The sequence below is a fragment of the Cellulomonas massiliensis JC225 genome (assembly GCF_000312005.1).
In the GTDB taxonomy this organism is placed as follows: Bacteria; Actinomycetota; Actinomycetes; order Actinomycetales; family Cellulomonadaceae; genus Cellulomonas; species Cellulomonas massiliensis.
In genome coordinates this window covers 1,294,143-1,314,982 of sequence record NZ_HE978588.1, presented here as the reverse complement: position 1 = coordinate 1,314,982, position 20,840 = coordinate 1,294,143, and the positions used below count along the sequence as shown (strand labels likewise).

The 20,840-nt window shown below is 75.3% G+C and carries 22 protein-coding genes and 1 pseudogene; 6 read left to right on the top strand and 17 right to left on the bottom strand.

The features are described from left to right. A partial coding sequence (locus HGCM_RS19735) for an MFS transporter (protein WP_019135995.1) occupies window positions 1-1,215 on the bottom strand: 1,215 nt, incomplete at its 3' end. Continuing rightward, the gene (locus HGCM_RS17245) at window positions 1,212-1,880 is read right to left on the bottom strand and encodes a TetR/AcrR family transcriptional regulator (RefSeq protein WP_040398965.1); all 669 of its coding nucleotides are present in this window, start codon (window positions 1,878-1,880) and stop codon (window positions 1,212-1,214) included. The genes HGCM_RS19735 and HGCM_RS17245, both read right to left, overlap by 4 nt. Before the next feature lie 163 nt (window positions 1,881-2,043). Here HGCM_RS17245 and HGCM_RS06195 point away from each other — a divergent pair, with 163 nt between their 5' ends. Beyond that, window positions 2,044-3,384, top strand: coding sequence for a D-arabinono-1,4-lactone oxidase (locus tag HGCM_RS06195; protein ID WP_019135993.1), 1,341 nt, complete (start codon window positions 2,044-2,046; stop codon window positions 3,382-3,384). A 12-nt stretch (window positions 3,385-3,396) separates the two neighbouring features. On the opposite strand, the gene HGCM_RS06190 is transcribed toward HGCM_RS06195, so the two are convergent. Beyond that, the gene (locus HGCM_RS06190; protein ID WP_019135992.1) at window positions 3,397-4,287 is read right to left on the bottom strand and encodes a LysR family transcriptional regulator; all 891 of its coding nucleotides are present in this window, start codon (window positions 4,285-4,287) and stop codon (window positions 3,397-3,399) included. A 72-nt stretch (window positions 4,288-4,359) separates the two neighbouring features. Here HGCM_RS06190 and HGCM_RS06185 point away from each other — a divergent pair, with 72 nt between their 5' ends. Next, window positions 4,360-5,421 carry an EamA family transporter gene (locus HGCM_RS06185; protein WP_019135991.1) on the top strand — a complete coding sequence of 354 codons (1,062 nt, stop codon included), beginning with the start codon at window positions 4,360-4,362 and terminating at the stop codon, window positions 5,419-5,421. Here the strand turns inward: HGCM_RS06185 and HGCM_RS19085 are convergent. The 3 genes and pseudogenes from HGCM_RS19085 to HGCM_RS06170 form a co-directional block, all read right to left on the bottom strand. Continuing rightward, window positions 5,343-5,777, bottom strand: a pseudogene (locus tag HGCM_RS19085) (2-C-methyl-D-erythritol 2,4-cyclodiphosphate synthase); the annotation flags it as partial. The gene HGCM_RS06185 and the pseudogene HGCM_RS19085 sit on opposite strands and share 79 nt — an antisense overlap. Beyond that, window positions 5,774-6,487 (bottom strand): 2-C-methyl-D-erythritol 4-phosphate cytidylyltransferase, encoded by a 714-nt coding sequence (gene ispD, locus HGCM_RS06175; RefSeq protein ID WP_019135990.1) that lies wholly within the window; start codon window positions 6,485-6,487, stop codon window positions 5,774-5,776. The pseudogene HGCM_RS19085 and the gene ispD, both read right to left, overlap by 4 nt. A gap of 14 nt (window positions 6,488-6,501) precedes the next feature. Further along, window positions 6,502-6,984, bottom strand: a complete 483-nt coding sequence (locus HGCM_RS06170; protein WP_019135989.1) for a CarD family transcriptional regulator — start codon at window positions 6,982-6,984, stop codon at window positions 6,502-6,504. 288 nt (window positions 6,985-7,272) lie between these two features. Between HGCM_RS06170 and HGCM_RS17240 the strand changes: the two genes are divergently transcribed. Further along, entirely contained in the window at window positions 7,273-7,806 is a 534-nt protein-coding gene (locus HGCM_RS17240) for a hypothetical protein (protein ID WP_019135988.1), read from the top strand. A gap of 70 nt (window positions 7,807-7,876) precedes the next feature. Here the strand turns inward: HGCM_RS17240 and pstB are convergent, their stop codons facing one another. From pstB to HGCM_RS17235, 8 genes are all read right to left on the bottom strand, one after another. Beyond that, on the bottom strand, window positions 7,877-8,656 hold the full coding sequence (gene pstB, locus HGCM_RS06160) for a phosphate ABC transporter ATP-binding protein PstB (protein ID WP_019135987.1): 780 nt from the start codon (window positions 8,654-8,656) through the stop codon (window positions 7,877-7,879). A gap of 35 nt (window positions 8,657-8,691) precedes the next feature. Then, window positions 8,692-9,651, bottom strand: coding sequence for a phosphate ABC transporter permease PstA (gene pstA, locus HGCM_RS06155; RefSeq protein ID WP_019135986.1), 960 nt, complete (start codon window positions 9,649-9,651; stop codon window positions 8,692-8,694). A 1-nt stretch (window position 9,652) separates the two neighbouring features. After that, a complete protein-coding gene (pstC, locus tag HGCM_RS06150; protein ID WP_051016046.1) occupies window positions 9,653-10,657 on the bottom strand; it encodes a phosphate ABC transporter permease subunit PstC in 1,005 nt (334 codons plus the stop codon). Window positions 10,658-10,731: 74 nt separating this feature from the next. After that, window positions 10,732-11,838: a phosphate ABC transporter substrate-binding protein PstS gene (pstS, locus tag HGCM_RS06145; RefSeq protein ID WP_019135984.1), complete on the bottom strand. Its 1,107-nt coding sequence runs from the start codon at window positions 11,836-11,838 to the stop codon at window positions 10,732-10,734. Window positions 11,839-11,996: 158 nt separating this feature from the next. Next, the gene (locus tag HGCM_RS06140; RefSeq protein ID WP_019135983.1) at window positions 11,997-12,731 is read right to left on the bottom strand and encodes a response regulator transcription factor; all 735 of its coding nucleotides are present in this window, start codon (window positions 12,729-12,731) and stop codon (window positions 11,997-11,999) included. Continuing rightward, window positions 12,728-13,993: a sensor histidine kinase gene (locus HGCM_RS06135; protein ID WP_019135982.1), complete on the bottom strand. Its 1,266-nt coding sequence runs from the start codon at window positions 13,991-13,993 to the stop codon at window positions 12,728-12,730. The genes HGCM_RS06140 and HGCM_RS06135 overlap by 4 nt, the downstream gene beginning before the upstream one ends. A gap of 139 nt (window positions 13,994-14,132) precedes the next feature. Continuing rightward, the gene (locus tag HGCM_RS06130; protein WP_019135981.1) at window positions 14,133-14,615 is read right to left on the bottom strand and encodes a DUF1269 domain-containing protein; all 483 of its coding nucleotides are present in this window, start codon (window positions 14,613-14,615) and stop codon (window positions 14,133-14,135) included. A gap of 94 nt (window positions 14,616-14,709) precedes the next feature. Beyond that, window positions 14,710-15,120: a DUF7144 family membrane protein gene (locus tag HGCM_RS17235; RefSeq protein WP_019135980.1), complete on the bottom strand. Its 411-nt coding sequence runs from the start codon at window positions 15,118-15,120 to the stop codon at window positions 14,710-14,712. Between the two features lie 239 nt (window positions 15,121-15,359). Between HGCM_RS17235 and phoU the strand changes: the two genes are divergently transcribed. Then, window positions 15,360-16,028 (top strand): phosphate signaling complex protein PhoU, encoded by a 669-nt coding sequence (gene phoU, locus HGCM_RS06120; RefSeq protein ID WP_019135979.1) that lies wholly within the window; start codon window positions 15,360-15,362, stop codon window positions 16,026-16,028. A gap of 12 nt (window positions 16,029-16,040) precedes the next feature. On the opposite strand, the gene HGCM_RS06115 is transcribed toward phoU, so the two are convergent. Beyond that, entirely contained in the window at window positions 16,041-16,520 is a 480-nt protein-coding gene (locus tag HGCM_RS06115) for a tetratricopeptide repeat protein (protein ID WP_019135978.1), read from the bottom strand. 75 nt (window positions 16,521-16,595) lie between these two features. Here HGCM_RS06115 and HGCM_RS06110 point away from each other — a divergent pair, with 75 nt between their 5' ends. Continuing rightward, complete coding sequence (locus HGCM_RS06110; RefSeq protein WP_026075297.1) at window positions 16,596-17,012, top strand: VOC family protein; 417 nt, start codon at window positions 16,596-16,598, stop codon at window positions 17,010-17,012. 59 nt (window positions 17,013-17,071) lie between these two features. Here the strand turns inward: HGCM_RS06110 and HGCM_RS06105 are convergent, their stop codons facing one another. Continuing rightward, window positions 17,072-17,812, bottom strand: a complete 741-nt coding sequence (locus HGCM_RS06105; protein WP_019135976.1) for a phosphoglyceromutase — start codon at window positions 17,810-17,812, stop codon at window positions 17,072-17,074. Between the two features lie 122 nt (window positions 17,813-17,934). On the opposite strand from HGCM_RS06105, the gene HGCM_RS17230 reads away from it, so the two are divergent. After that, window positions 17,935-19,332, top strand: a complete 1,398-nt coding sequence (locus HGCM_RS17230; protein ID WP_019135975.1) for an NAD(P)/FAD-dependent oxidoreductase — start codon at window positions 17,935-17,937, stop codon at window positions 19,330-19,332. On the opposite strand, the gene HGCM_RS06095 is transcribed toward HGCM_RS17230, so the two are convergent. Then, complete coding sequence (locus tag HGCM_RS06095; protein ID WP_019135974.1) at window positions 19,299-20,636, bottom strand: glycosyltransferase; 1,338 nt, start codon at window positions 20,634-20,636, stop codon at window positions 19,299-19,301. The genes HGCM_RS17230 and HGCM_RS06095 overlap by 34 nt on opposite strands. Window positions 20,637-20,840: the final 204 nt, after the last annotated feature.

Genomic DNA, 20,840 nt, shown 5'->3' with positions numbered 1-20,840 from the left:
CGCGGCGCCCGCCTCGACCCGGGGCGCGGCGGCGGCCACGGGCCCGCGGTCGAACCGGCCGGCGACGACCACGACCACCGCGACCAGCACCATCGGCACGACGAACCCGACGCGCAGGCTGGACGCCGACCCGATCGCGCCGACGAGCACGCCGCCCAGGACCGCCCCGACGTAGTTGAAGACGTTGAGCCGTGCCACGACCGCGTCCGCGCCGTCCGGCGCGAGCGCCCCGGCGGCCGCGAAGCACAGGGGCGCGATCACCCCGAGGCCGGCGCCGACGACCGCGAACCCGACCAGCGCGACGGGCACGGAGGGCGCGGCGACGACGAGGGCGAGCCCGACGAGGCCGACGAGCCCGCCGGTGCGCACGACGAACCCCCGCCCGCGGCGACGGACGGCGAGGTCGCCCACCAGCCGCGAGACGAGGGTGGTGCCCAGGTACGCCGCGTAGCCGAGCGGCGCGACCTGCACGGCGGCGCCGAGCGGCCCGTCGAGGTAGATGGTGCTCCAGGTGGAGACGGCCTGGTCCGTGACGTAGTACGCGACGACCCCCACGCCGAGCACGAGCACCGGGCCCCACGGCACGGCCGGCCGCGCCGGTCCCGCGGCGAGCGCCGGGACGTCCACGTCGACGACCTCGCCGGCGCCGCGCCAGCCCCCGCGCAGGACGACCGCGGCGGCCGCCGCGGCGACGAGCACGCCGAGCAGCAGGACGACCGCGACCGGGTCGTCCGGCGCCCGGCCGGCCGTGGCCGACACGACCAGCGCACCGACGATGCCGCCGACGGACCACGACGCGTGGAACCCCGTGAGCAGCGAGCGACCGTACGCGTGCTCGACCGCCACCGCCTGCATGTTGGTCCCCGCGTCGACGAGGCCGAGGCCGAGGCCGTAGGCGCCGAAGGCGGCGCCCAGCACCGCGAACGTCGGCGAGACGGCGACGCCGGCCACCGCCAGGCCGACGACGCCGAGCCCGAGCGCGAGCGCGACGCGGCTGCCGCCCGTGCGCGCGACGCGGTCGGCGACGACCGTGCCCAGTGCGGCGAACACGCAGACGCCCAGGACGACGAGGGTGACGTGCAGGTCGGTGAGGCCGTAGCGGGCCTTGAGCTGGCTCAGGCTGGTGATGACGAGGGCGAACACGAGTCCCTGCGAGCCGAACGCGACGGACGTCGCGACGCGCGCGCGGACGGCCCGCGCCGCCGGTGCGCTCACGCGGAGGTCGCCAGTCCGTCGAGCCCCGCCGTGACCGGCGCGTGGTCGTCCTCGGGCGCGTGCTCGCCGTCGAGGGGCTCGGCGAGCGACGCGGCGTACCGGGCGAAGGCGCGCAGCCCGTCGCCCGCGGCCGCCTCGTCGTCGTCGACGAGCCAGGCGAGCGAGTACCCGTCGACCGCGGCGATGACGAGCCGGGCGAGCATCGCCACCGGGACGGTCCACCGGATGCGGAGCTTGGCGGCGATCGCCTCCAGCACCTCCGCGGCGCTGGCCCACTGCCCGCGGTACTGGTCGATGCCGACCTGGTTGATCTCCTCGTGCCGCAGCGACGAGCACGTGAGCTCGTAGCTGAGCAGCTGGAGCCCACGGTTGCTGGTGATGGTCTGCCACAGCCCGGCCATCGCGAGCTCGAGCACCGTCGCCACCGGCAGGCCATCCGGGATCTGGTCGAGGTCGGGCGGCGAGTTCGTCGAGGTGATGGCGTGCGCCATGGCGCGCAGCAGCTCGTCCTTGTCCTGGAAGCAGTAGTGCACGACGCCGAGCGAGACGCCGGCCTCGGCCGCCACCGCGCGCACGGTGGCGGCGTCGATGCCGTCCCGCTTCGCGACGGCGAGCGCCGCCTCCACGAGCTGCCCGCGGCGCTCGGCCACCGGAAGTCGGTTCATGGTCGGGTCCCCTCCCCTCGGGCCGGTCACCACCAGCATGACCGGACCAGAGCGTGCCACAGGCCGGACACGCCCCCCACCCGCAATTTCATTGCGCGTGATGACGATAGTCAAGACGCGACGGCACTTGACTTGGACAACCGCCCAGGTCACCCTGGCCAGCATGGCAGACGAGCGCCCGGGAGGCACGTGGCAGAACTGGGCGCGCACCGCCCGGGCCACGCCGAGCCGGGTCGCGCACCCCCGTGACGCCGACGAGGTCGCGGCGCTCGTGCGCTCCGCGGCCGCGTCGGGGACGCGCGTGCGCGCGGTGGGCGCGGGCCACTCGTTCACCCCGGTGGCCGTCACCGACGGGGTGCAGCTGCGCCTCGACGCCGTGAGCGCCCTCGAGCGCGTCGAGCCGCAGCCGGACGGCACGACCCACGTGACCGTGGGGGCGGGCATCCGCCTCTGGCAGCTCAACGAGCTCCTCGCGCAGCACGGGCTCGCGATGCGCAACCTCGGGGACATCGACCGCCAGTCGGTGGCCGGCGCGGTCAGCACCGGCACCCACGGGACCGGCGCGCGGCTCGGCGGCCTCGCGACGCAGGTCGTCGGCGTGCGCCTCGTGGGCGCCGACGGCGAGGTGGTCGAGGCGTCGGCCGACCGGCGTCCCGATTTGTTCGAGCTCGCGCGGCTCGGCCTCGGCAGCGCCGGCGTCCTCGTCGCCGTGACGCTGGAGGTGGTGCCGGCGTTCACGCTGGAGGCGGTCGAGGGCGGCGCCGACCTGAGCGACGTGCTCGACGCGCTGGACGGCCCCGACGGGCTCGTCGAGGGCAACGACCACTTCGAGTTCTACTGGTTCCCGCACACGCGCCGGACGTTGACCAAGCGCAACAACCGCGTCCCCGCCGGCACCGGCCGCCCCTTGCCGCGCTGGCGGTACCTCGTCGAGGACGAGGTGCTCTCCAACGGCGCGTTCGGGCTCACCAACCGCCTCGCGACGGCCGTGCCCGGCGTCACGCCGCAGCTGAACCGGCTGGCCGCCCGCACGCTGTCCGACCGCAGGTTCACGGCGCCCTCCGCCGAGGTGTTCATCTCCCCGCGCCGCGTCCGCTTCCGGGAGATGGAGTACGCCGTGCCCCGCGAGCACCTGCGCGGCGTGCTGGAGGAGCTCGACGCGTGGGTCCGCGCGACGGCCGAGCCGGTGTCGTTCCCCGTCGAGGTGCGGTTCGCCGCGGCCGACGACCTGTGGCTGTCGACCGCCCACGGCCGCGACACCGCCTACGTCGCCGTGCACCAGTACCTGCGCAGCCCGTTCCGGCGGTACTTCGCCGCCGCGGAGCGCATCGTCGCGCAGGTCGGCGGGCGGCCGCACTGGGGCAAGCTGCACACGCTCGACGCGGACCGCCTCGCGGCGCTCTACCCGCGGTTCCGCGACGCGCAGCGCGTGCGCGCCGAGGCCGATCCCGCCGGCGTCTTCACCAACCCGCACCTGGACCGGGTCCTCGGGCCGCTCGGCTGAGCGGCCGAGCGCTCAGGCCGCGATCTCGCGCGCGAGCGCGACGAGCTCGTCGAGCACGCGGCGGACGACGACCCGCTCCGCGCGGTCCGGGCGCAGCAGCGCGTCGATCCGCCGGCCCGCCCGCACCCCCGTCAGGGGCACGAGCCGGATGCCGGGCGCGGAGCCGAACGTGTACCGGGGCAGCAGCGCGACCCCGTGGCCCGCGCCGACGAGGGCCGCCGCGACGTGGAAGTCGTTGATCCGGTGCACGACCCTCGGGCCCTCCGCGCCCGCGACGGCGTCGAGCACCGTCGCCACGGGGAAGCCGGCCCGGACGGACACCCAGGCCTCGTCGGCGAGCTCGCGCGGGTCCACGCTCGTCCGCCCCGCGAGCCGGTGCGCGGGCGACAGCGCGAGGTCGAGCGGCTCGCGCAGCAGCGGGACCACCCGCACGCCCGCGGGCCACGGGGAGCCCGCGTCGGGGCGGTGCGCGACGACGACGTCGATCCGGTCGGTGAGCGCCGGGAACTCGTCGAGCGCGACGTCCTCGTCGGAGCACTCGACCGCGACGCCGTCCAGCCTCGCGGTGCGCGAGAGCAGCCCGGGCAGCAGCAGCTGCGCCGCGCTCTGGAACGCGCTGACCCGCACGGTGCCCGTCGGGCGGGCACGCAGCTCGTCGGCAGCGGCCCGGGCGCGCTCCAGCGCGACGGAGACCTCGACGGCCGCGGCCGCGACCGCCTCCCCCGCCGCCGTCAGGCGCAGCCCGCGCCCCACCCGCTCGGTGAGCGGCACGTCGACCGTGCGCTGCAGCGCCGCGAGGCGCTGCGACACCGCCGACGGCGTCAGGTGCAGCGCGGCCGCCGCGCCGGTCACGCCGCCGTGCGTCCCGACCGCCCGCAGCGCCTCCAGGCCGTCCACGTCCATGAAGCGACGCTACAGCGACGGTTCACCTGATGTCGCTGGTGCTGAACGGTGGCGCACCCGCAGACTCGGGGCATGACCACCCGCGACCGCCTGCTCGCCGTGCTCGTCGCCGTGGTGTGGGGCCTCAACTTCCCGGCCATCCACCTCTCGCTCGCGCAGTTCCCGCCGTTCCTGCTGGTCGCGCTCCGGTTCGCGCTGCTCGCGGTGCCGACGCTGCTCCTCGTGCCGCGGCCGTCGGCGCCGTGGCGCTGGGTGCTGCTGTACGGCGCCGGCTTCGGGGTGCTGCAGTTCGTCTTCCTCTACCTGGCGATGGACTCCGGGATGCCCACGGGGCTCGCGTCGCTCGTGCTGCAGAGCTCCGCGCCGTTCACGGTGGTGCTGGCGGCGGCGCTGCTGCGCGAGCGGATCACCCCGCGGCAGGGCGCCGGGGTGCTCGTCGCGGTCGTCGGGCTCAGCGGCATCGCGGTGCACCGCGCAGGGCTCGACGGCGGCGCCACGCTGCTGCCGGTCGTCCTCACCCTGTGCGGCGGGCTCGGCTGGGCCCTCGGCAACCTCGGCAACCGGCTCGCGGTGCAGGCCGCCCCCGGCGAGCCGCTGCGCCTCATGCTGTGGATGTCGGTCGTGCCGCCGGTGCCGCTGCTCGTCCTCTCGCTCGCCGTCGAGGGGCCCGAGCGCATCGGCGCCGCGTTCGACGGGCTGACCGAGCCGCGCGGGCTGCTCGCCCTGGCCGGGCTCGCGTTCACGGTCCTCGTCGCGACGGTGGGCGGCTCCGGCATCTGGACCACCCTCATGGGCCGCAACCCGTCGAGCGTCGTCGCGCCGTTCTCGATGCTCGTGCCGGTCGTCGGCATCGCGTCGTCGTGGCTGCTGCTGCGCGAGCCCACGGCACCCGCCGAGCTCGCGTGGGGCGCGCTCGTCGTGGCCGGCGTGCTGGTGGCGAGCCTGCGCCGTCAGCCGCCGGCGCCGGGGCCGACGGGGCCGACGGGGACGACGGGGACGACGAGCGCGGTCGCGATCGCCGCGACGCCCTCGCCGCGACCGGTGAGCCCGAGGCCGTCGGTCGTCGTCGCCGAGACCGTCACCGGCGCGCCGGCGGCCGCCGACAGCGCCGACTCCGCCTCGGCGCGCCGCTGACCCACCCGGGGACGGTTCCCGACCACCTGCACCGCGACGTTCCCGACCGCGAACCCGGCGGCGCGCACGCGTGCGGCGGCCTCGGCGAGCAGGGCGGTGCCGGCCGCGCCGGCCCACCGCGGCTCCGAGGTGCCGAAGTTCGAGCCGAGGTCGCCCAGGCCGGCGGCCACCAGGAGCGCGTCGGCGGCGGCGTGCGCCGCGACGTCGGCGTCCGAGTGCCCGGCGAGGGGCCGCTCCCCGGGCCAGGACAGTCCCGCCAGGTGCAGCACGGCACCGGGCTGCGGGTCCGGCTCGTAGGCGTGCACGTCGACGCCGATGCCGGTGCGGGGCAACGGCGGGAGGACGGGTCCGGTCATCGTCCCTCCAGGAGCAGCTCGGCGACCGCGAGGTCGCGCTCGGTGGTGATCTTGGCGCACCGCGCGTCACCGGGCACGCACCAGACCTCACCGCCCAGGCGTTCGACGAGGCCCGCGTCGTCGGACGCCGCGAGCTGCTCGTCGTGGGCGTGCGCCGCGGCCGCCGCGTGCGCGCGCCGCAGCAGCGCCAGGTCGAAGCCCTGCGGCGTCTGGACCGCCCGCAGCTCCGCGCGCGGCACGGTCTCCCGGACCGGCTCCGCGCCGTCCTCGCCCGCGCCGACGCGCTTGACCGTGTCCGCGACGGGCACGGCCGGCACGACGGCGCCGCGTCCTGCGCGCAGCGCGTCCAGCACCCGGAGCACCACCTCGGGCGGCACGGTGGGCCGCGCCGCGTCGTGCACGAGCACGAGCCGCGCGTCGGGTCCGTGCTCCGCCAGCGACGCGAGCGCCGCCGCCACGGAGGCCTGCCGCGACACGCCCCCGGCGACGACCGCCACCGGGCAGCCGTCGGCGGCGTCAGCGACGAGGTCGCGCACGCGGTCGGCGGCGGCCGCCGGCGCGGTCACGACGAGCACCGGCTCGTCGCCCGCGGCGCGCACGCCGGCGACCATCGACCGCACCGCGTGCACGAGCAGCGGCTCACCGCCGAGCTCGACGAGCGCCTTGGGGACCGGGCGCCCCAGCCGGCTGCCGGTGCCGGCAGCCGTCACGACGACGGCGACGCTCAGGACGCGAGGACCTCGTCGAGGATCGCCTCGGCCTTCTCCTCCTCGGTGTGCTCGGCGAGCGCGAGCTCCGAGACGAGGATCTGGCGGGCCTTGGCGAGCATGCGCTTCTCCCCCGCGGACAGGCCGCGGTCGGCGTCACGGCGCGACAGGTCGCGGACGACCTCGGCGACCTTGATCACGTCGCCGGACGCGAGCTTCTCGAGGTTCGCCTTGTACCGGCGCGACCAGTTGGTCGGCTCCTCGGTGTACGGCGCACGCAGGACCTCGAACACGCGGTCGAGGCCCTCCTGGTTGACGACGTCCCGGACGCCGACGAGGTCGACGTTCTCGGCCGGGACCTCGATGGTCAGATCACCCTGCTGGACGCGGAGCTTGAGGTAGGTCTTGTCCTCGCCACGGATCGTGCGGGTCTTGATCTCCTCGATCAGAGCGGCCCCGTGGTGGGGGTAGACGACGGTCTCCCCGACGGTGAAAGTCATGTGAGGGTGTCCCCTTTCGCAGACACCCATTCTAACACGCACGATTTCGACACATGTCGGGCGGCAACCGGCCCCGAGCCGCCCGTTCGCGCTGGTCAGGGCCGCGTCGTCGGACGACCTGGGGGCGGCGTCCCCGGAGCGCACGCCGCCGCCGGCGGACGCACGCCGGGCAGGCCGCGCGCGAGGGTCGAAGGTCCCGGGGGCGGCTAGGCTGTGGCCTGCGCCGTCACCGCTGCACGCGCGCGACCGCGCACGCAGCCGCACCCCTGATCCTCGGAGGACCCTGCCGTGAGCTCGTCCCGCCCCCGCCCCCGCCGGCTCGCCCTGGCCGCCGCCGGCCTCGCCGTCGCCGGGCTCGCGGTCGCCGCGTGCAGCCCGATCCTCACGCAGCGCTCCTACAACGCGTCCGACGGTGCCTCGGTGTCGGTCGGCAAGGTCGCGGGCATCAACCTGCTCGTCGTGTCGGAGGCGGAGGGCGAGCCGGGCGCGCTGCGCGGCGGCATCACCAACCGGGGCGACGAGGACCGTACGGTCACGCTCACGTTCGAGGGCGCGCCGGAGATCACGGTGCCGGTCGCGGCGCACCAGACGGTCCTCTTCCAGGGCGTCGACCTCACGCAGGACGACGGCGTCGAGCAGAAGGACGTCGTCATCCCCGCCGTCTCCGCGGCACCCGGCGGCTCGGTGACCACCACGTTCGCGACCGAGGACGGCTCGGCGTCGCTGCCCGTCCCCGTGCTCGACGCCACGCTGCCGGAGTACGCGACGGCGGTCCCGACCCGCATGGCCACGCCCATGCCCACGCCGTCGGCCACGAGCTGACGCCACCCGCGCGCGCGACGACGCCCCGGCCCCCTCGTGGGGGACCGGGGCGTCGTCGTGCCGGGGACGGTCAGCCGAAGCGCCCCGAGATGTAGTCCTCGGTCGCCTGCTGGGTCGGGGAGGAGAAGATCGTCGAGGTCGCGTCGATCTCGACGAGCCGCCCGGGCTGGCCGACGCCGGCGAGGTTGAAGAACCCGGTCCGGTCGGAGACGCGCGCCGCCTGCTGCATGTTGTGCGTGACGATGACGATCGTGTACTCGGACTTCAGCTGGGCGATGAGGTCCTCGATCGCCAGCGTCGAGATCGGGTCGAGCGCCGAGCACGGCTCGTCCATGAGCAGCACCTGCGGCTTCACGGCGATGGCGCGCGCGATGCACAGGCGCTGCTGCTGGCCGCCGGACAGGCCCGAGCCGGGCTTGGCGAGGCGGTCCTTCACCTCGTTCCACAGGTTCGCGTGGCGCAGCGACTGCTCCACCAGGTCCTGGGCGTCGCCCTTGCTGATGCGCTTGTTGTTGAGCCGCACGCCGGCGAGCACGTTCTCGGCGATCGACATCGTCGGGAACGGGTTGGGCCGCTGGAACACCATGCCGACCTGGCGGCGGACCGCCACGGGGTCGACGTCGGCGCCGTACAGGTCCACGCCGTCCATCGCGACGGTGCCCTCCACGCGGGCGCCGGGGATGACCTCGTGCATGCGGTTGAGCGAGCGCAGGAACGTCGACTTGCCGCAGCCCGAGGGGCCGATGAGCGCGGTCACGCTCTGCGGGTCGATCGACATGGTCACGTCGGACACGGCCAGGAACGAGCCGTAGTAGATGTTCAGGTCCTTGGCGTCGATGCGCTGTGCCATCGGGGCCTCCTTCGTGCAGGCGGGGTCGGGCGCGGTCAGGCGCGGGTCTTGGGGGCGAACCAGCGGCTCACGCCGCGCGCCACGAGGTTGAGGAGCATGACGACGAGGATCAGGACGAGCGCGGCGCTCCAGGCCCGGTCGTAGTTGATCGTCGCGATGCAGGACGCGTCGCCGGGCGCGCAGGGCACGAGGCCGGCCGCGTACTGCCGGTAGACGTACACGGGCAGCGTCATCATGTTGCCCTCGAACACGTTGCGGTTGATCGAGTCCGTGACGCCCACGGTGATGATGAGCGGCGCGGTCTCGCCGATGACGCGGGCGATGGCGATCATCACGCCGGTCGTGATGCCGGCGACGGCGGTGCGCAGCACGACCTTGACGATCGTCAGCCACTTGGGCACGCCGAGCGCGTACGACGCCTCGCGCAGCTCGTGCGGGACGAGGCGCAGCATCTCCTCGGTCGAGCGGATGACGACCGGGATCATGAGCACGGCCAGCGCGACGGAGCCGACGAGGCCGCTGCGCGTCGGCCCGACGAGCAGGTAGAACAGCGCGAACGCGAACAGGCCGGCGACGATCGACGGGATGCCCGTCATGACGTCGACGAAGAACGTCACCGCGCGCGCGAGCGGGCCCTGCCCGTACTCGACGAGGTAGATCGCGGTGAGGATGCCGATCGGCACCGAGATGAGCGTGGTGACGAGCGTGATCAGCACCGTGCCGAGCAGCGCGTGGTAGACGCCGCCGGCGTCCATCCCGCCGAACACGTTCCGCATCGAGTGCGTGAGGAAGTACAGGTCGAACCGGCCGAGGCCGTTGGTCAGCACGCTCCAGACGAGCGAGACGAGCGGGATCATCGCGAGCGCGAACGCGCCGTAGATGACGCCGCGCATGGCGCGGTCCTTGCGGCGGCGACCCGGGTCGACGGCCGTGAGGGCGCGGCGCAGCTCCTGGGAGCTCTCCGTCACGGGGGCGAGGGTGGTGGTGGCGGGCACGTCAGTTCGCTCCCGAGAAGTCCTTGCGCCGGGCGACGATCCACCGGGCGGCCATGTTGACGAGCATCGTGATGACGAACAGCGCCAGACCCGTCGCGATGAGCGTGGACCGGCCGATGTCGTCGGCGTCGTTGAACTTCGCGGCGATGTTCGCCGCGATCGTCTGCTGCTGGCTCGCGACCAGGAGCTGGAACGAGTAGAGGAGCCCCGGCGACAGGATCATCAGGACGGCCATCGTCTCGCCGAGCGCGCGGCCCAGGCCGAGCATCGCGGCGGAGATCACGCCCGAGCGCCCGAAGGGCAGGACGGCCATCCGCACGAGCTCCCACCGCGTCGCGCCGAGGGCGAGCGCGGCCTCCTCGTGCAGGCGGGGCACCTGGAGGAACACCTCGCGGCTGACCGCCGTGATGATCGGCAGGATCATCACGGCGAGGACGACCGCCGTCGTCATGAGGACGCGGGGCGGGTTCGAGGCGTTGCCGTGGGCGTCGCCCTCGAACAGCGGGATCCAGCCGAGGTAGTCCGCGAGGAACTGCCAGACCGGCTGCAGCCGCGGCGCCAGCACGAGCACGCCCCACAGGCCGAAGACCACCGACGGGATCGCCGCCAGCAGGTCGACGAGGTAGCCGAGCGCGCTCGCCAGCCGGCGCGGCGCGTAGTGCGAGATGAACAGCGCGATGCCGACCGCGACGGGCACGGCGATCGCCAGCGAGACGAGCGCGGCGAGCACGGTGCCGAAGATCAGCGGGCCGACGAGCGACCACAGGGTGCCGCCCTCGGGGATCCACTGGACCTTGTCGGCCAGCTCGCTGTCGGTGAGCGCGGGCAGGCCCTCGAGGACGAGGAAGATCGCGACCGCGGCGAGGACCGCCAGGATCAGGACGCCCGAGCCGACGGACAGGTAGCGGAAGGCACGGTCGAGCCCACGGTCGGTGGGCTTCGTGCGGGTCCGGGCCACGCGGGCGGGTGCCGCCGGGGGCGTGGTCGCGGTCGTGGGCGAGGCCAACGGTCTCTCCTGTCGGGGAACGGTGCGGCGCCACCGCCCGGTGACCACGGGGGCCACCGGGCGGCGGCGGGGCGTCACTGGGTGCTGATCGCGTCGATCGCGGCGAGCACGTCCGTGCGCAGCGTGTCCGAGATCGGGGCGGAGCCCGCGGCGGTGGCCGCCTGCTCCTGGCCGTCACCCGCGGCGTACGTCGCGTACGCCTTCACCAGGTCGGCCTTCTCCTGCGTGTCGTAGGTGTCGCAGACCGCGAGGTACGAGACGAGGATCGCCGGGTAGGCGCCCGCCTCGGTCGTGGTGCGGTCGACCTCGATGACGATGTCGCCCTCGGCGCGCGAGTCGTCGCGCGGCGAGACGTCGACCGTCTTCGCGGCCGCGTCGGCCGTCGGGGCGACGAAGTCGTCGCCGACGCCGAGCGAGACCTTGCCGAGCGAGCCCACCGCGGACGCGTCCGCGTAGCCGATGGTGCCCGGGGCCGACTGGATCGTCTGCACGACGCCCGAGGTGCCGTTCGCGCCCTGGCCCACGCTCACCGGCCAGGTGTTCGAGACCTCGTAGGACCACACGTCCGGGGCAGCCTTCGACAGGTAGTCCTGGAAGTTCTTCGAGGTGCCCGAGTCGTCCGAGCGGTGCACGACCGTGATCGCGCCGGAGAGCGTCGCGTCGGGGTTCGCCTCGGTGATCGCCGGGTCGTCCCACGTCGTGATCGTGCCCGCGAAGATCTTCGCGACGACGTCGGCCGAGAGGTTGAGCTCCGTGACGCCCTCGATGTTGAACGCGACCGCGATCGGGCTGATGTAGACCGGCAGGTCGATGGCGGCGCCGCCGTAGCAGCGCTCGGTCGCCGAGGCGAGCTCCTCCTCCGTCAGCGCGGAGTCGGTGCCGGCGAAGTCGAGCGAGCCGTCGAGCAGGCCCTTGCGGCCCGCGCCGGAGTCGGTCGTGCTGTAGTTCACGGTGGTGTCGGGGTTCGCGGTCTGGAACCCGGCGACCCACGCCTGCTGGGCCTTCTCCTGCGCGGAGGAGCCGCCGCCGTTGAGCGTGCCGCTGAGGGACGAAGAGGTCTGGGACGAGCCCGAGGCCGGCGTGCTGCCGGTGCCCGTCGGGTCGTCGGAGCCGCAGGCCGCCAGCGTGAGGGCGAGCAGCCCGGCGAGGGTCGCGCCGACGGTTGCATGCGTGCGCTTCACTGTGATCCGTCCGTTCGGTGTCGTCGCGCACCGGGGTGTGCGCGGCGTGGCCGACGGTAGGCAGCGCCGGTGACCGGACGGACGGCGGACGGTGAACCCCAGGTGAACGCTGGCCGACGAGTCGGACGGCCGTCCGGAGCGGGGGTCGTCCGGCGCGGTCAGTCCTCGTCGACGAGCTTGTACCCGAGCCCGCGCACGGTGACGAGCAGCTCGGGGCTCGCGGGGTCCGCCTCGATCTTCGCCCGGATGCGCTTGACGTGGACGTCGAGCGTCTTGGTGTCGCCGACGTAGTCGGACCCCCAGACGCGGTCGATCAGCTGCCCGCGGGTGAGCACGCGCCCCGCGTTGCGCAGCAGGAGCTCCAGCAGCTCGAACTCCTTGAGCGGGAAGGCGACGGACGCGCCGCGCACCTGCACGGTGTGCCGCTCGACGTCCATCCGGACCGGCCCGGAGACGAGCACGTCGTCGACCTCGTCGTCGAAGGCCGGCGCGGCGCCCGTGCCGCCGGCGCCGACCGCCGCCGCGACCGCCGCCTCCCGGCGGCGCAGGACCGCCCGCACCCGCGCGAGCAGCTCGCGCGAGGAGTACGGCTTCGTCACGTAGTCGTCCGCGCCCAGCTCCAGCCCGACGACCTTGTCGATCTCGTCGTCCTTGGCGGTGAGCATGATGACCGGGACGTCGCTGGTGAGCCGCAGGCGGCGGCACACCTCGGTGCCCGGCATGCCCGGGAGCATGAGGTCGAGCAGGACGAGGTCGACGCCGCCCTCCTCGAACCGCTCGAGCCCCTCGGGGCCGGTCGCGGCGGTCACGACGTCGTAGCCCTCGCGCCCCAGCTGGTACGCGAGCGGGTCGCGGTAGGACTCCTCGTCCTCGACGACCAGGATGCGGGTCACGACGCGCTCCGGCGCACGGCAGCTCCTCGGGCGGGGTAGGGGCCGGGCAGCACCGCGGCCTCGGCGGGTTCGGCGGCGCCCGAGGGCGCCGGGGCGTCGGTCGACCGCAGCGGCCGGGACGGGTCGTCCGCCTCGCTGCCCGCCCGCGGCAGGCGCAGCGTGAACGTCGAGCCGCGCCCCGGCTGGGACCACACGGTGACGTCGCCGCCGTGGTCGGCCGCGACGTGCTTGACGATGGACAGCCCGAGGCCCGTGCCGCCGGTGTCGCGCGAGCGGGCGGGGTCGACGCGGTAGAACCGCTCGAAGACGCGCTCCTGCTCCGCCGCGGAGATGCCGATCCCCTCGTCGACGACGGCGATCTCGACGAGGTCGTCCTGCACGCGGACGCCGACGCCGACGTGCGACGCCTCCCCCGAGTACGCGACCGCGTTGTCGAGCAGGTTGCGCACGGCCGTGACGAGCAGGTCGTGCTGACCCGGGACCCGGGCACCCGTCGCGCCGCCCACGTCGAGCCGCACCGACTTCGCCTCGGCCTTCACGCGCGCACGGTCGACCGCCTCCGCGACGACCGCGTCGACGTCGACGACCTGCACCTGCTCCAGCGCCCCCGCGACCTGCAGGCGCGAGAGCTCGATGATCTCGTGGACGAGCGCGGAGAGCCGGGTGGCCTCCTGCTGCATCCGCCCGGCGAAGCGGCGCACCGCCTCCGGGTCGTCGGCCGCGTCCTCCACCGTCTCCGCCAGCAGGGCGAGCGCGCCCACGGGCGTCTTCAGCTCGTGCGAGACGTTGACGACGAAGTCCCGGCGGATGGCCTCGAGCCGGCGCGCCTGGGTCTGGTCCTCCGCGAGGACGACGAGGTGCTCGCCGCTCAGCTGCGCGACGCGGACCTGGACGAGCAGGGTGCCCGGGCCCAACGGGCCGCGCGGGACGTCGAGCTCCTCGTCGCGGATGACGCCGTCGCGGCGCACCGCGGCGATGAGGTCGCGGATGGCCGCCGGGACGACGCGTCCGTCGCGGACCAGGCCCATCGCGTACGCGGGCGCGCTGGCCCGCACGACCCGGTCGTCGGAGTCCAGCACGACGGCGGCCGAGCGCAGCACGGCGAGCGTGCGCACCAGTCCGTCGTCGAGCTCCGGCTCCGGCTGGGGCGGCACGGTGCGCTGCGCGCTCTCGCTGGCGCGGAACGCGAACGCGGCGCCGACCCCGAGGAGCACGCCGACGAGGCCGGCGAGCAGCACGAGGAGGCCGTCGGTCCCGTTCACGCCTCCCACAGTAGGCCGACGACCAGGCACCGGCGTGGCACCGCGGGCGCCCCGACGCGGCCGCGCGGCAAGAGTTCACCGCGCGGTCGGGCGCCGTTCACCGCGGGCCGGCGGGCCGGCCGCGCCCGCCGCCTGCGGGTCAGGCGAACGCCTCCATCAGCGCCGACCGCTCCGCCTCCGTGAGGTTGGTGGTGACGAGCGTGGCGTGGCGCATCGAGAAGCGCTCGGCGAGCCGGTCGAGGTCGCCGTCCTGCGTCACCGCCGCCAGCAGCGACGTGCCGGGCACGACCGAGTCGCGCAGCCGCTGGATCTGGTCGTCGCCGATGCCCACGGCCTCGACCGCCTTGCCGATCGCACCGAGCGCCGCGCCCGCCGCCGCCCCGAGCAGCGGCACGAAGAACACCGCCCCGAACAGCAGGCCCCAGAACGCGCCCCACCCGGTCCCGCGCCACTGCTCCTCGTGGCCGTGGTGCACCTCGGGCTTGCTGCTCTCCTTCGGCCAGCTCACCGTCGCGACGTCCAGGATCGTCACGAGCCCCTCACCCGCGGCGGTCTTGAGCACCCCCGCGGCCCGCTGCGCCTGGTCGGGCGAGTCGAACTTCCACGCCGTGAACGTCGTCATCTGCTACCCCTCCGTCGTGCCCCGAGCGCCCGCCTGCACCACGCCGGCGGTCGCGCCGAGGCGGTGGCGGCGCGCTCCGGCCGTGCGGGCCCCGTCAGGGGCCCGCGGCGCTCTCGACCTCGTCGCCGTGGACGATGAGCGCCCACAGCACGGTGACGTCGAGCGCCGCCGCCGCGAGCGACCAGAACGGCGTCACGGGCAGGGAGACGAACTGCACGAGCAGGTTGATCGTGACGAGCACGATCGCGACGAGCCGGGCCCAGCGCGCTCCGGCGAACAGCGCCCCGCCGGCGGCGGTCATGACGACGCCGAGCACGAGGTGCACCCAGCCCCACGTCGACACGTCGACCACCGCGACGCCCTCGCCGCTGACGGCGAGGACGTTCTTGGGCGACCAGATCGCGACGGACCCCGCCACGATGTTGAAGAGCCCGACCACCAGGAGGCACACGGCGGCGAACCACACCCAGCCGACCCACGCCGTGACCCTGCCGCGTTGCACCATGGGAGCCCCCACCCGCACGGGGGACGGTCGTCGCCGTCCCTGTGTGCACGGTAGGCCGGCGGGCGGACGAGCCGCACCACCCGTCGGCGGGTGGTTTGTCGCCGGTCGTCGGCGGGTGGTCGGTCGCCGGTCGGCTCGCCCAACCGCCTCCCGGCGTTCACCTCCGGTCCCGCAGCCGTTCACCTCCCGGTGCGACCCTGACCACCGCGCGGCGCTCCGGCCGCGCGGGAGAGGAACTCATGCGTGCCATCTTCGACGCCGAGCTGACGCAGCTCGGCGACGACCTCGTCGACCTGGCGAGCCGCGTCGAGCGCGCCGTCACCGACGCGGGCGTCGCCCTCATGACGGCGGACCTGGCGCTCGCCGAGTCCGTGATCCAGGCGGACCTGGCCATCGACGCGATCGAGCGCGACCTGGACGACCGCAGCGTCCTGCTGCTCGCCCAGCAGCAGCCCGTCGCGACGGACCTGCGGGTCGTCGTCTCGGCCCTGCGCCTGAGCGCGTCGCTCGAGCGGATGGGCGACCTGGCCCGCCACGTCGCGCAGGTCGCCCGCGGCCGCTACCCGCTGCCCGCCGTGCCGACGGAGCTGCAGAGCACGTTCGCCGAGATGCACGACGCCGCGGTGCGCGTCGCCCGCCGCGTGACGACCCTGCTGCGCGACCGCGACCTGTCCGTCGCGGAGGCGATCCAGCAGGACGACGACCTGCTCGACGCCCTGCACGAGGACACGTTCGCCGCGATGCTGGGCGGCGCGTGGGACGGCTCGCCGCAGCAGACGATCGACGTGACGCTGCTCGGCCGCTACTACGAGCGCTTCGGCGACCACGGCGTCTCGGTCGCGCGCCGCGTGGTCTACCTGGTCACCGGCGTGTTCGGCGAGGAGAGCACCCCGCAGCAGGTGCCGTAGCCGGCGCCGCCCTCAGGACGGCTCGACGAGCGCGTCCGCGTACCCGCGCACCGAGCGCTGGTAGCGCGGCAGCGTGTCCGCGAGCGCGAGCAGCGCCTCGCGCAGCCCCTCGTCGGGCCGTCCCGCGCTGTGCAGGGCGAGCGCGAGGAACGCCCGGCGCGCGCCTCCGAGCGCGGGGACGTCGGGCGCCTCGGCCAGCAGCGCCACCGCCTCGTCGAGCGCGCCGACGTTGCGCAGCGACGACGCGAGCTGGATGGTCACCTGCACCCGGCGCTCGGGGTCGAGCCCGAGCGCGAGGGCCCGCCGGTACAGCGGGATCGCCTCGTCCTCGAGGCCGAGCGAGTCGTGGATCCCGCCCCACTCGGCGACGGCGACCGCGTCGTCCTCGTCCCGTTCGTCCACGAGCGCCCGCATGCCGGCCAGCGCTCCCTCCCGGTCGTCCAGGTCGACCTCGGCCCAGAACTGCTCGACGCGCTGCTCCCAGGTGCTCACCGCCCCAGCCTGGCACGGTTCGCACGTGCGCCGGCGCAGGGGAAGCGGGCGGGGGCGGCCGCTGTTGGGCGAGGCATGACGATCGAGCGGGGTGGGGTGCGCCAGCTGCGGCTGGTGGTCAACGCGAGCGACCTCGACGCGGCGGTGGCGTTCTACCGCGACGCGCTGGGCATGCCGGAGACCGGGCGGTTCGAGGACCAGGAGGGGCGCGTGCTCATCCTCGACGCCGGCCGGGCGACCGTCGAGCTCACCGATGCCCCGCACGCGGGGTACGTCGACCGCGTCGAGGGCGTCGCAGGCGAGCCGGTGCCGACGCTGCGCGTCGCGTTCGAGGTCGAGGACGCGCAGGGCGCGACCCGGCGGCTCGAGGCGACGGGCGCCCGGGTGGTGGCCGAGCCGACGACGACGCCGTGGCGCTCGTCGAACGCCCGCCTGGAGGGCCCCGACGGCGTCGCGGTGACCGTGTTCCAGGAGCTGGGCGACGGGTCCTGACGCGACGAGGCCGCCGCCCCGGGTGGGACGGCGGCCTCGTCGACGGTGCGACCGGCGGGTCAGCGGCCCTGGTTCGCGACGGCCTTGATGGCCTCGGCGGCGGCCTCCGGGTCGAGGTAGGTGCCACCGCGCTTCGTCGGCGCGAGCGTCTCCTCGTCCAGCTCGTAGAGCAGCGGGATGCCCGTCGGGATGTTGATGCCGGCGATCGTGTCGGCGTCCACGTCGTCGAGGTGCTTGACGATCGCGCGGATCGAGTTGCCGTGCGCCGCGACGAGGACGGTCTTGCCGGCCTGCAGGTCCGGCACCACGTCCGACTCCCAGTACGGCAGGGCCCGGTCGAGCACCTGGGCCAGCGCCTCGGCGCGCGGGATCGGCTCGCCGGCGTAGCGGGGGTCGCTGTCCTGCGAGAACTCCGAGCCGAGCTCGATGTCCGGCGGCGGGACGTCGTACGAGCGGCGCCAGAGCATGAACTGCTCCTCGCCGTACTCCTGCAGCGTCTGCTTCTTGTCCTTGCCCTGGAGGGCGCCGTAGTGGCGCTCGTTGAGGCGCCAGCTGCGCTTGACCGGGATCCAGAGGCGGTCGGCCGTGTCGAGCGCGTAGTTCGCGGTCGTGATCGCGCGCCGCAGCAGCGACGTGTGCACCACGTCCGGCAGCACGCCGGCGTCCTTCAGGAGCGTCCCGCCGCGCTTGGCCTCCTCGACGCCCTTCTCGGACAGCGCCACGTCGACCCAGCCCGTGAACAGGTTCTTGGCATTCCACTCGCTCTCGCCGTGGCGGAGCAGCACCAGCGTGTAGGTCATGGGGCCATCCTGCCGCAGCCGGACCAGGCGGGCGCAGGGACGTCCGTCCCTGGGACGGCCCTGCGGGTGACGCTCGCCGGCACCGGTGGGCACCGGCGCACCGGGCTCGCTACGGTCGCGCCATGGGCGCCTCACCGCGCGACGTGGTGGTGGTCGGCGCGAGCCTCGGGGGGCTGTTCGCGGCGGCCGCTCTCGCGCGGCCCGGCACCCGCGTGACGGTCGTCGAGCGCGACGAGCTGCCCGAGCACCCCGCGCCCCGCGCGGGGGTGCCCCAGGGCCGTCAGCCGCACGTGCTCCTGCACCGCGGCCTCGTCGCGATGGAGCAGCTCCTGCCCGGTGTGCGGGACGACCTGCTGCGCGCCGGCGCGGTCGCCCTGGACACCGGCGACCTCGCCTGGCTGAACGAGCCCGGCTGGGCGACGCCGGTGCGCGAGTACGGCGTCGTGTCCGCGACGCGGCCGCTCGTCGAGCACGTCGTCCGGCAGCGCGTGCTCGCCCTGCGGGGGGTCCGGCTCGTGCAGGGGACCCGCGTGCAGGGGCTGGCCCGGGGGGTGGGCGGGCGGGCGTGGTCCGTCGACACGACGCGGCGCGAGGGGCACGCGGTCGTCCGGCGGGAGCGGCTCGAGGCGGACCTCGTCGTCGACGCCTCGGGCCGGGCGTCGCGGCTGCCGCTGTGGCTCTCGGAGCTGGGCGTCGAGCCCGCGCGACGGCACAAGGTCGACGCGCGCGTCGGGTACGCGACGCAGGTGCTCGAGCTGCCGCACGACCGGGTGGCGGCCGCCGGCGTGGTCGTCCTGCAGCGCGCCGGTGCGCGCGGCGGGCTGGCGCTGCCCGTCGAGGGCGACCGCTGGCTGGTCGCGGGGGTCGGCGCGGGCGAGCTGCGCCCGTCGCGCGCCGACCTGCGGACCTTCCTCGGCCTCGTCCCGGACCCGGCGCTCGCGCAGCTCGTCGACGCCGGCCACCTCGTCGGGGACGTGGCCGTGCACCGGCAGACCGGCAACCTGCGCCACGACTACCACCGGGTGCACGACTGGCCGGACGGCCTCCTGGTGCTCGGCGACGCGCTCTGCTGCTTCAACCCCGTCTACGGCCAGGGCATCGCCGTCGCGGCGCTCGAGGCCGTCGAGCTGCGCGACGCGGACGCCTCGGGCCGCCTCGGGCGCCCGGGGGGCGCCCGCCGCCTGCTGGGCCGGTTCGCGTCCGTCGTCGACGTGCCGTGGGGCATCGCGACCGGCACGGACCTGCGGCTGCCCACCACCGAGGGGCGGCTCACCGGGCTCGACGCCGCGTTCTCGTCGTGGACGCAGGAGCTCACGCGCCTGGCCGCGCACGGCGACCGCACGGTGCAGCGCTCGCTGTCCGCCGTCTACCACCTGGCGGCCCCGCCGACGACGCTGCTGCGCCCGCGGCTGCTCGCCCACGCGCTGCGTGCCCGGGTGACCGGAGTCGGCCCGGGCGTGCCGCGGCCGCAGATCCTCGCGCCGGCTCAGGCGCGGCGCGACTCCGCGGCGACCTCGTAGACCTTGAGCATCTGGTCGGCAGCGGTGTCCCACCCGTAGCGCTCGGCGACCTCGCGCGCGCCGTAGCCCCACGCCGCCAGCCGCTCGGGGTCCGCGAGCGCGTCGTCCAGCACGTCCGCCCAGCGCGCCGGGTCGTGGCCGGGCACGAGGCGTCCGGAGACGCCGTCGTCGACGATCGAGCGCAGCCCGCCGACGGCCGCCGCCACCACGGGCACGCCGGACGCCTGCGCCTCGGCCGCGACGAGCCCGAACGACTCCGAGCGGGAGGGCATCGCGACGACGTCGGCCGCGTGGTACCAGCCGACGAGCGCGTCCCGGTCCGCCGGCGGGCGCAGCACGACGTCGTCCGCGACGCCGCACGAGGCGGCGAGCGCGCGCAGGTCGTCGACGGACGACGCGCGTCCGGACGGCCCGCCCAGCACGACCAGCAGCGGGACGTCGCGCCCGGTGGCGCGCAGCTCGCCGAGCGCCCGGACGAGCACGTCGGGCGCCTTGAGCGGCTGCACCCGGCCGGCGAACAGCACCACGGGACGGTCGGCCGGCAGGCCCCGCTCCGCTCGCGCGCGCGCCCGCGCCGCGGGGCTGACGGGCACGAAGTGGTCCAGGTCGACCCCGGGCTCGACGACGTGCACGCGCTGCGGGTCCGCGTCGTACAGCGCGACGAGGTCGCGCGCCTCGCCGGGCGTCGACGCCACCAGCGCGTCCGCCTCCGCGACCACGAGCCGCTCGCCCAGCACGCGCGCCTGCGGCTCCGGGGTGTCCCCCGGCGCGAGCGACGCGTTCTTGACGAGCGCGAGCGTGTGGCCGGTGTGGACCAGCGGCACCTCCCACCGGTCGGCGGCGATGCGCCCGACCTGCCCGGACAGCCAGTAGTGCGCGTGCACGACGTCGTACCAGCCGGGCCGGCGCGCGGCCTCCCAGCGCAGCACGCCCGCCGCCATGCCGCACAGCACGCCCGGCAGGTCGTTCTTGTCGAGACGCTCGAACGGACCGGCGGGCACGTGGTGCACGAGCACCGGCGCGACGACGCCGTCCTCGACGTCCTCGGCGAGCAGGACCTCGCGGCACTCGTCGCGGGTCAGCACGCGCCCGTCCGGCGCGACGCCCGGCAGCACCTGCGTCTCCGGCTGCTCGGAGGAGACGGCGCGCGTGAAGATCTCGACGCGGGCGCCGCGGGCCGCGAGCGCGCGCGAGAGCTCCAGGACGTAGACGTTCATGCCGCCCGCGTCGCCCGTCCCCGGCTGCTCCAGCGGCGACGTGTGCACGGACAGCATCGCGATGCGCGGGCGGCGGGCGGGGCTCACGCGGCCATTGTCGCCCGACGCGCGGCCGGACCGCCCGTCGCGACCCCCGGTCGGCGCAGCGCCCTACGATCGCGGCGTGCTCACGCCGCTGCGGACGGACGACCCCGAGCTGCTCGCGCTCCAGCGCCGGTGCCTCGAGGCGGACGGCGGCCTGCCGCTCGTCGCGGACGCCGCCTTCCTCACCAGGGCGCTGGGGTCCGGACG

Excerpts from the sequence above, each read along its gene's own strand:
- HGCM_RS17245 (WP_040398965.1), bottom strand. The coding sequence starts at position 1,880 with ATGAACCGACTTCCGGTGGCCGAGCGCCGCGGGCAGCTCGTGGAGGCG.
- HGCM_RS06195 (WP_019135993.1), top strand. The coding sequence starts at position 2,044 with ATGGCAGACGAGCGCCCGGGAGGCACGTGGCAGAACTGGGCGCGCACC.
- HGCM_RS06190 (WP_019135992.1), bottom strand. The coding sequence starts at position 4,287 with ATGGACGTGGACGGCCTGGAGGCGCTGCGGGCGGTCGGGACGCACGGC.
- HGCM_RS06185 (WP_019135991.1), top strand. The coding sequence starts at position 4,360 with ATGACCACCCGCGACCGCCTGCTCGCCGTGCTCGTCGCCGTGGTGTGG.
- HGCM_RS06170 (WP_019135989.1), bottom strand. The coding sequence starts at position 6,984 with ATGACTTTCACCGTCGGGGAGACCGTCGTCTACCCCCACCACGGGGCC.
- pstB (WP_019135987.1), bottom strand. The coding sequence starts at position 8,656 with ATGGCACAGCGCATCGACGCCAAGGACCTGAACATCTACTACGGCTCG.
- HGCM_RS06130 (WP_019135981.1), bottom strand. The coding sequence starts at position 14,615 with ATGACGACGTTCACGGCGTGGAAGTTCGACTCGCCCGACCAGGCGCAG.
- HGCM_RS17235 (WP_019135980.1), bottom strand. The coding sequence starts at position 15,120 with ATGGTGCAACGCGGCAGGGTCACGGCGTGGGTCGGCTGGGTGTGGTTC.
- phoU (WP_019135979.1), top strand. The coding sequence starts at position 15,360 with ATGCGTGCCATCTTCGACGCCGAGCTGACGCAGCTCGGCGACGACCTC.
- HGCM_RS06110 (WP_026075297.1), top strand. The coding sequence starts at position 16,596 with ATGACGATCGAGCGGGGTGGGGTGCGCCAGCTGCGGCTGGTGGTCAAC.
- HGCM_RS06105 (WP_019135976.1), bottom strand. The coding sequence starts at position 17,812 with ATGACCTACACGCTGGTGCTGCTCCGCCACGGCGAGAGCGAGTGGAAT.
- HGCM_RS17230 (WP_019135975.1), top strand. The coding sequence starts at position 17,935 with ATGGGCGCCTCACCGCGCGACGTGGTGGTGGTCGGCGCGAGCCTCGGG.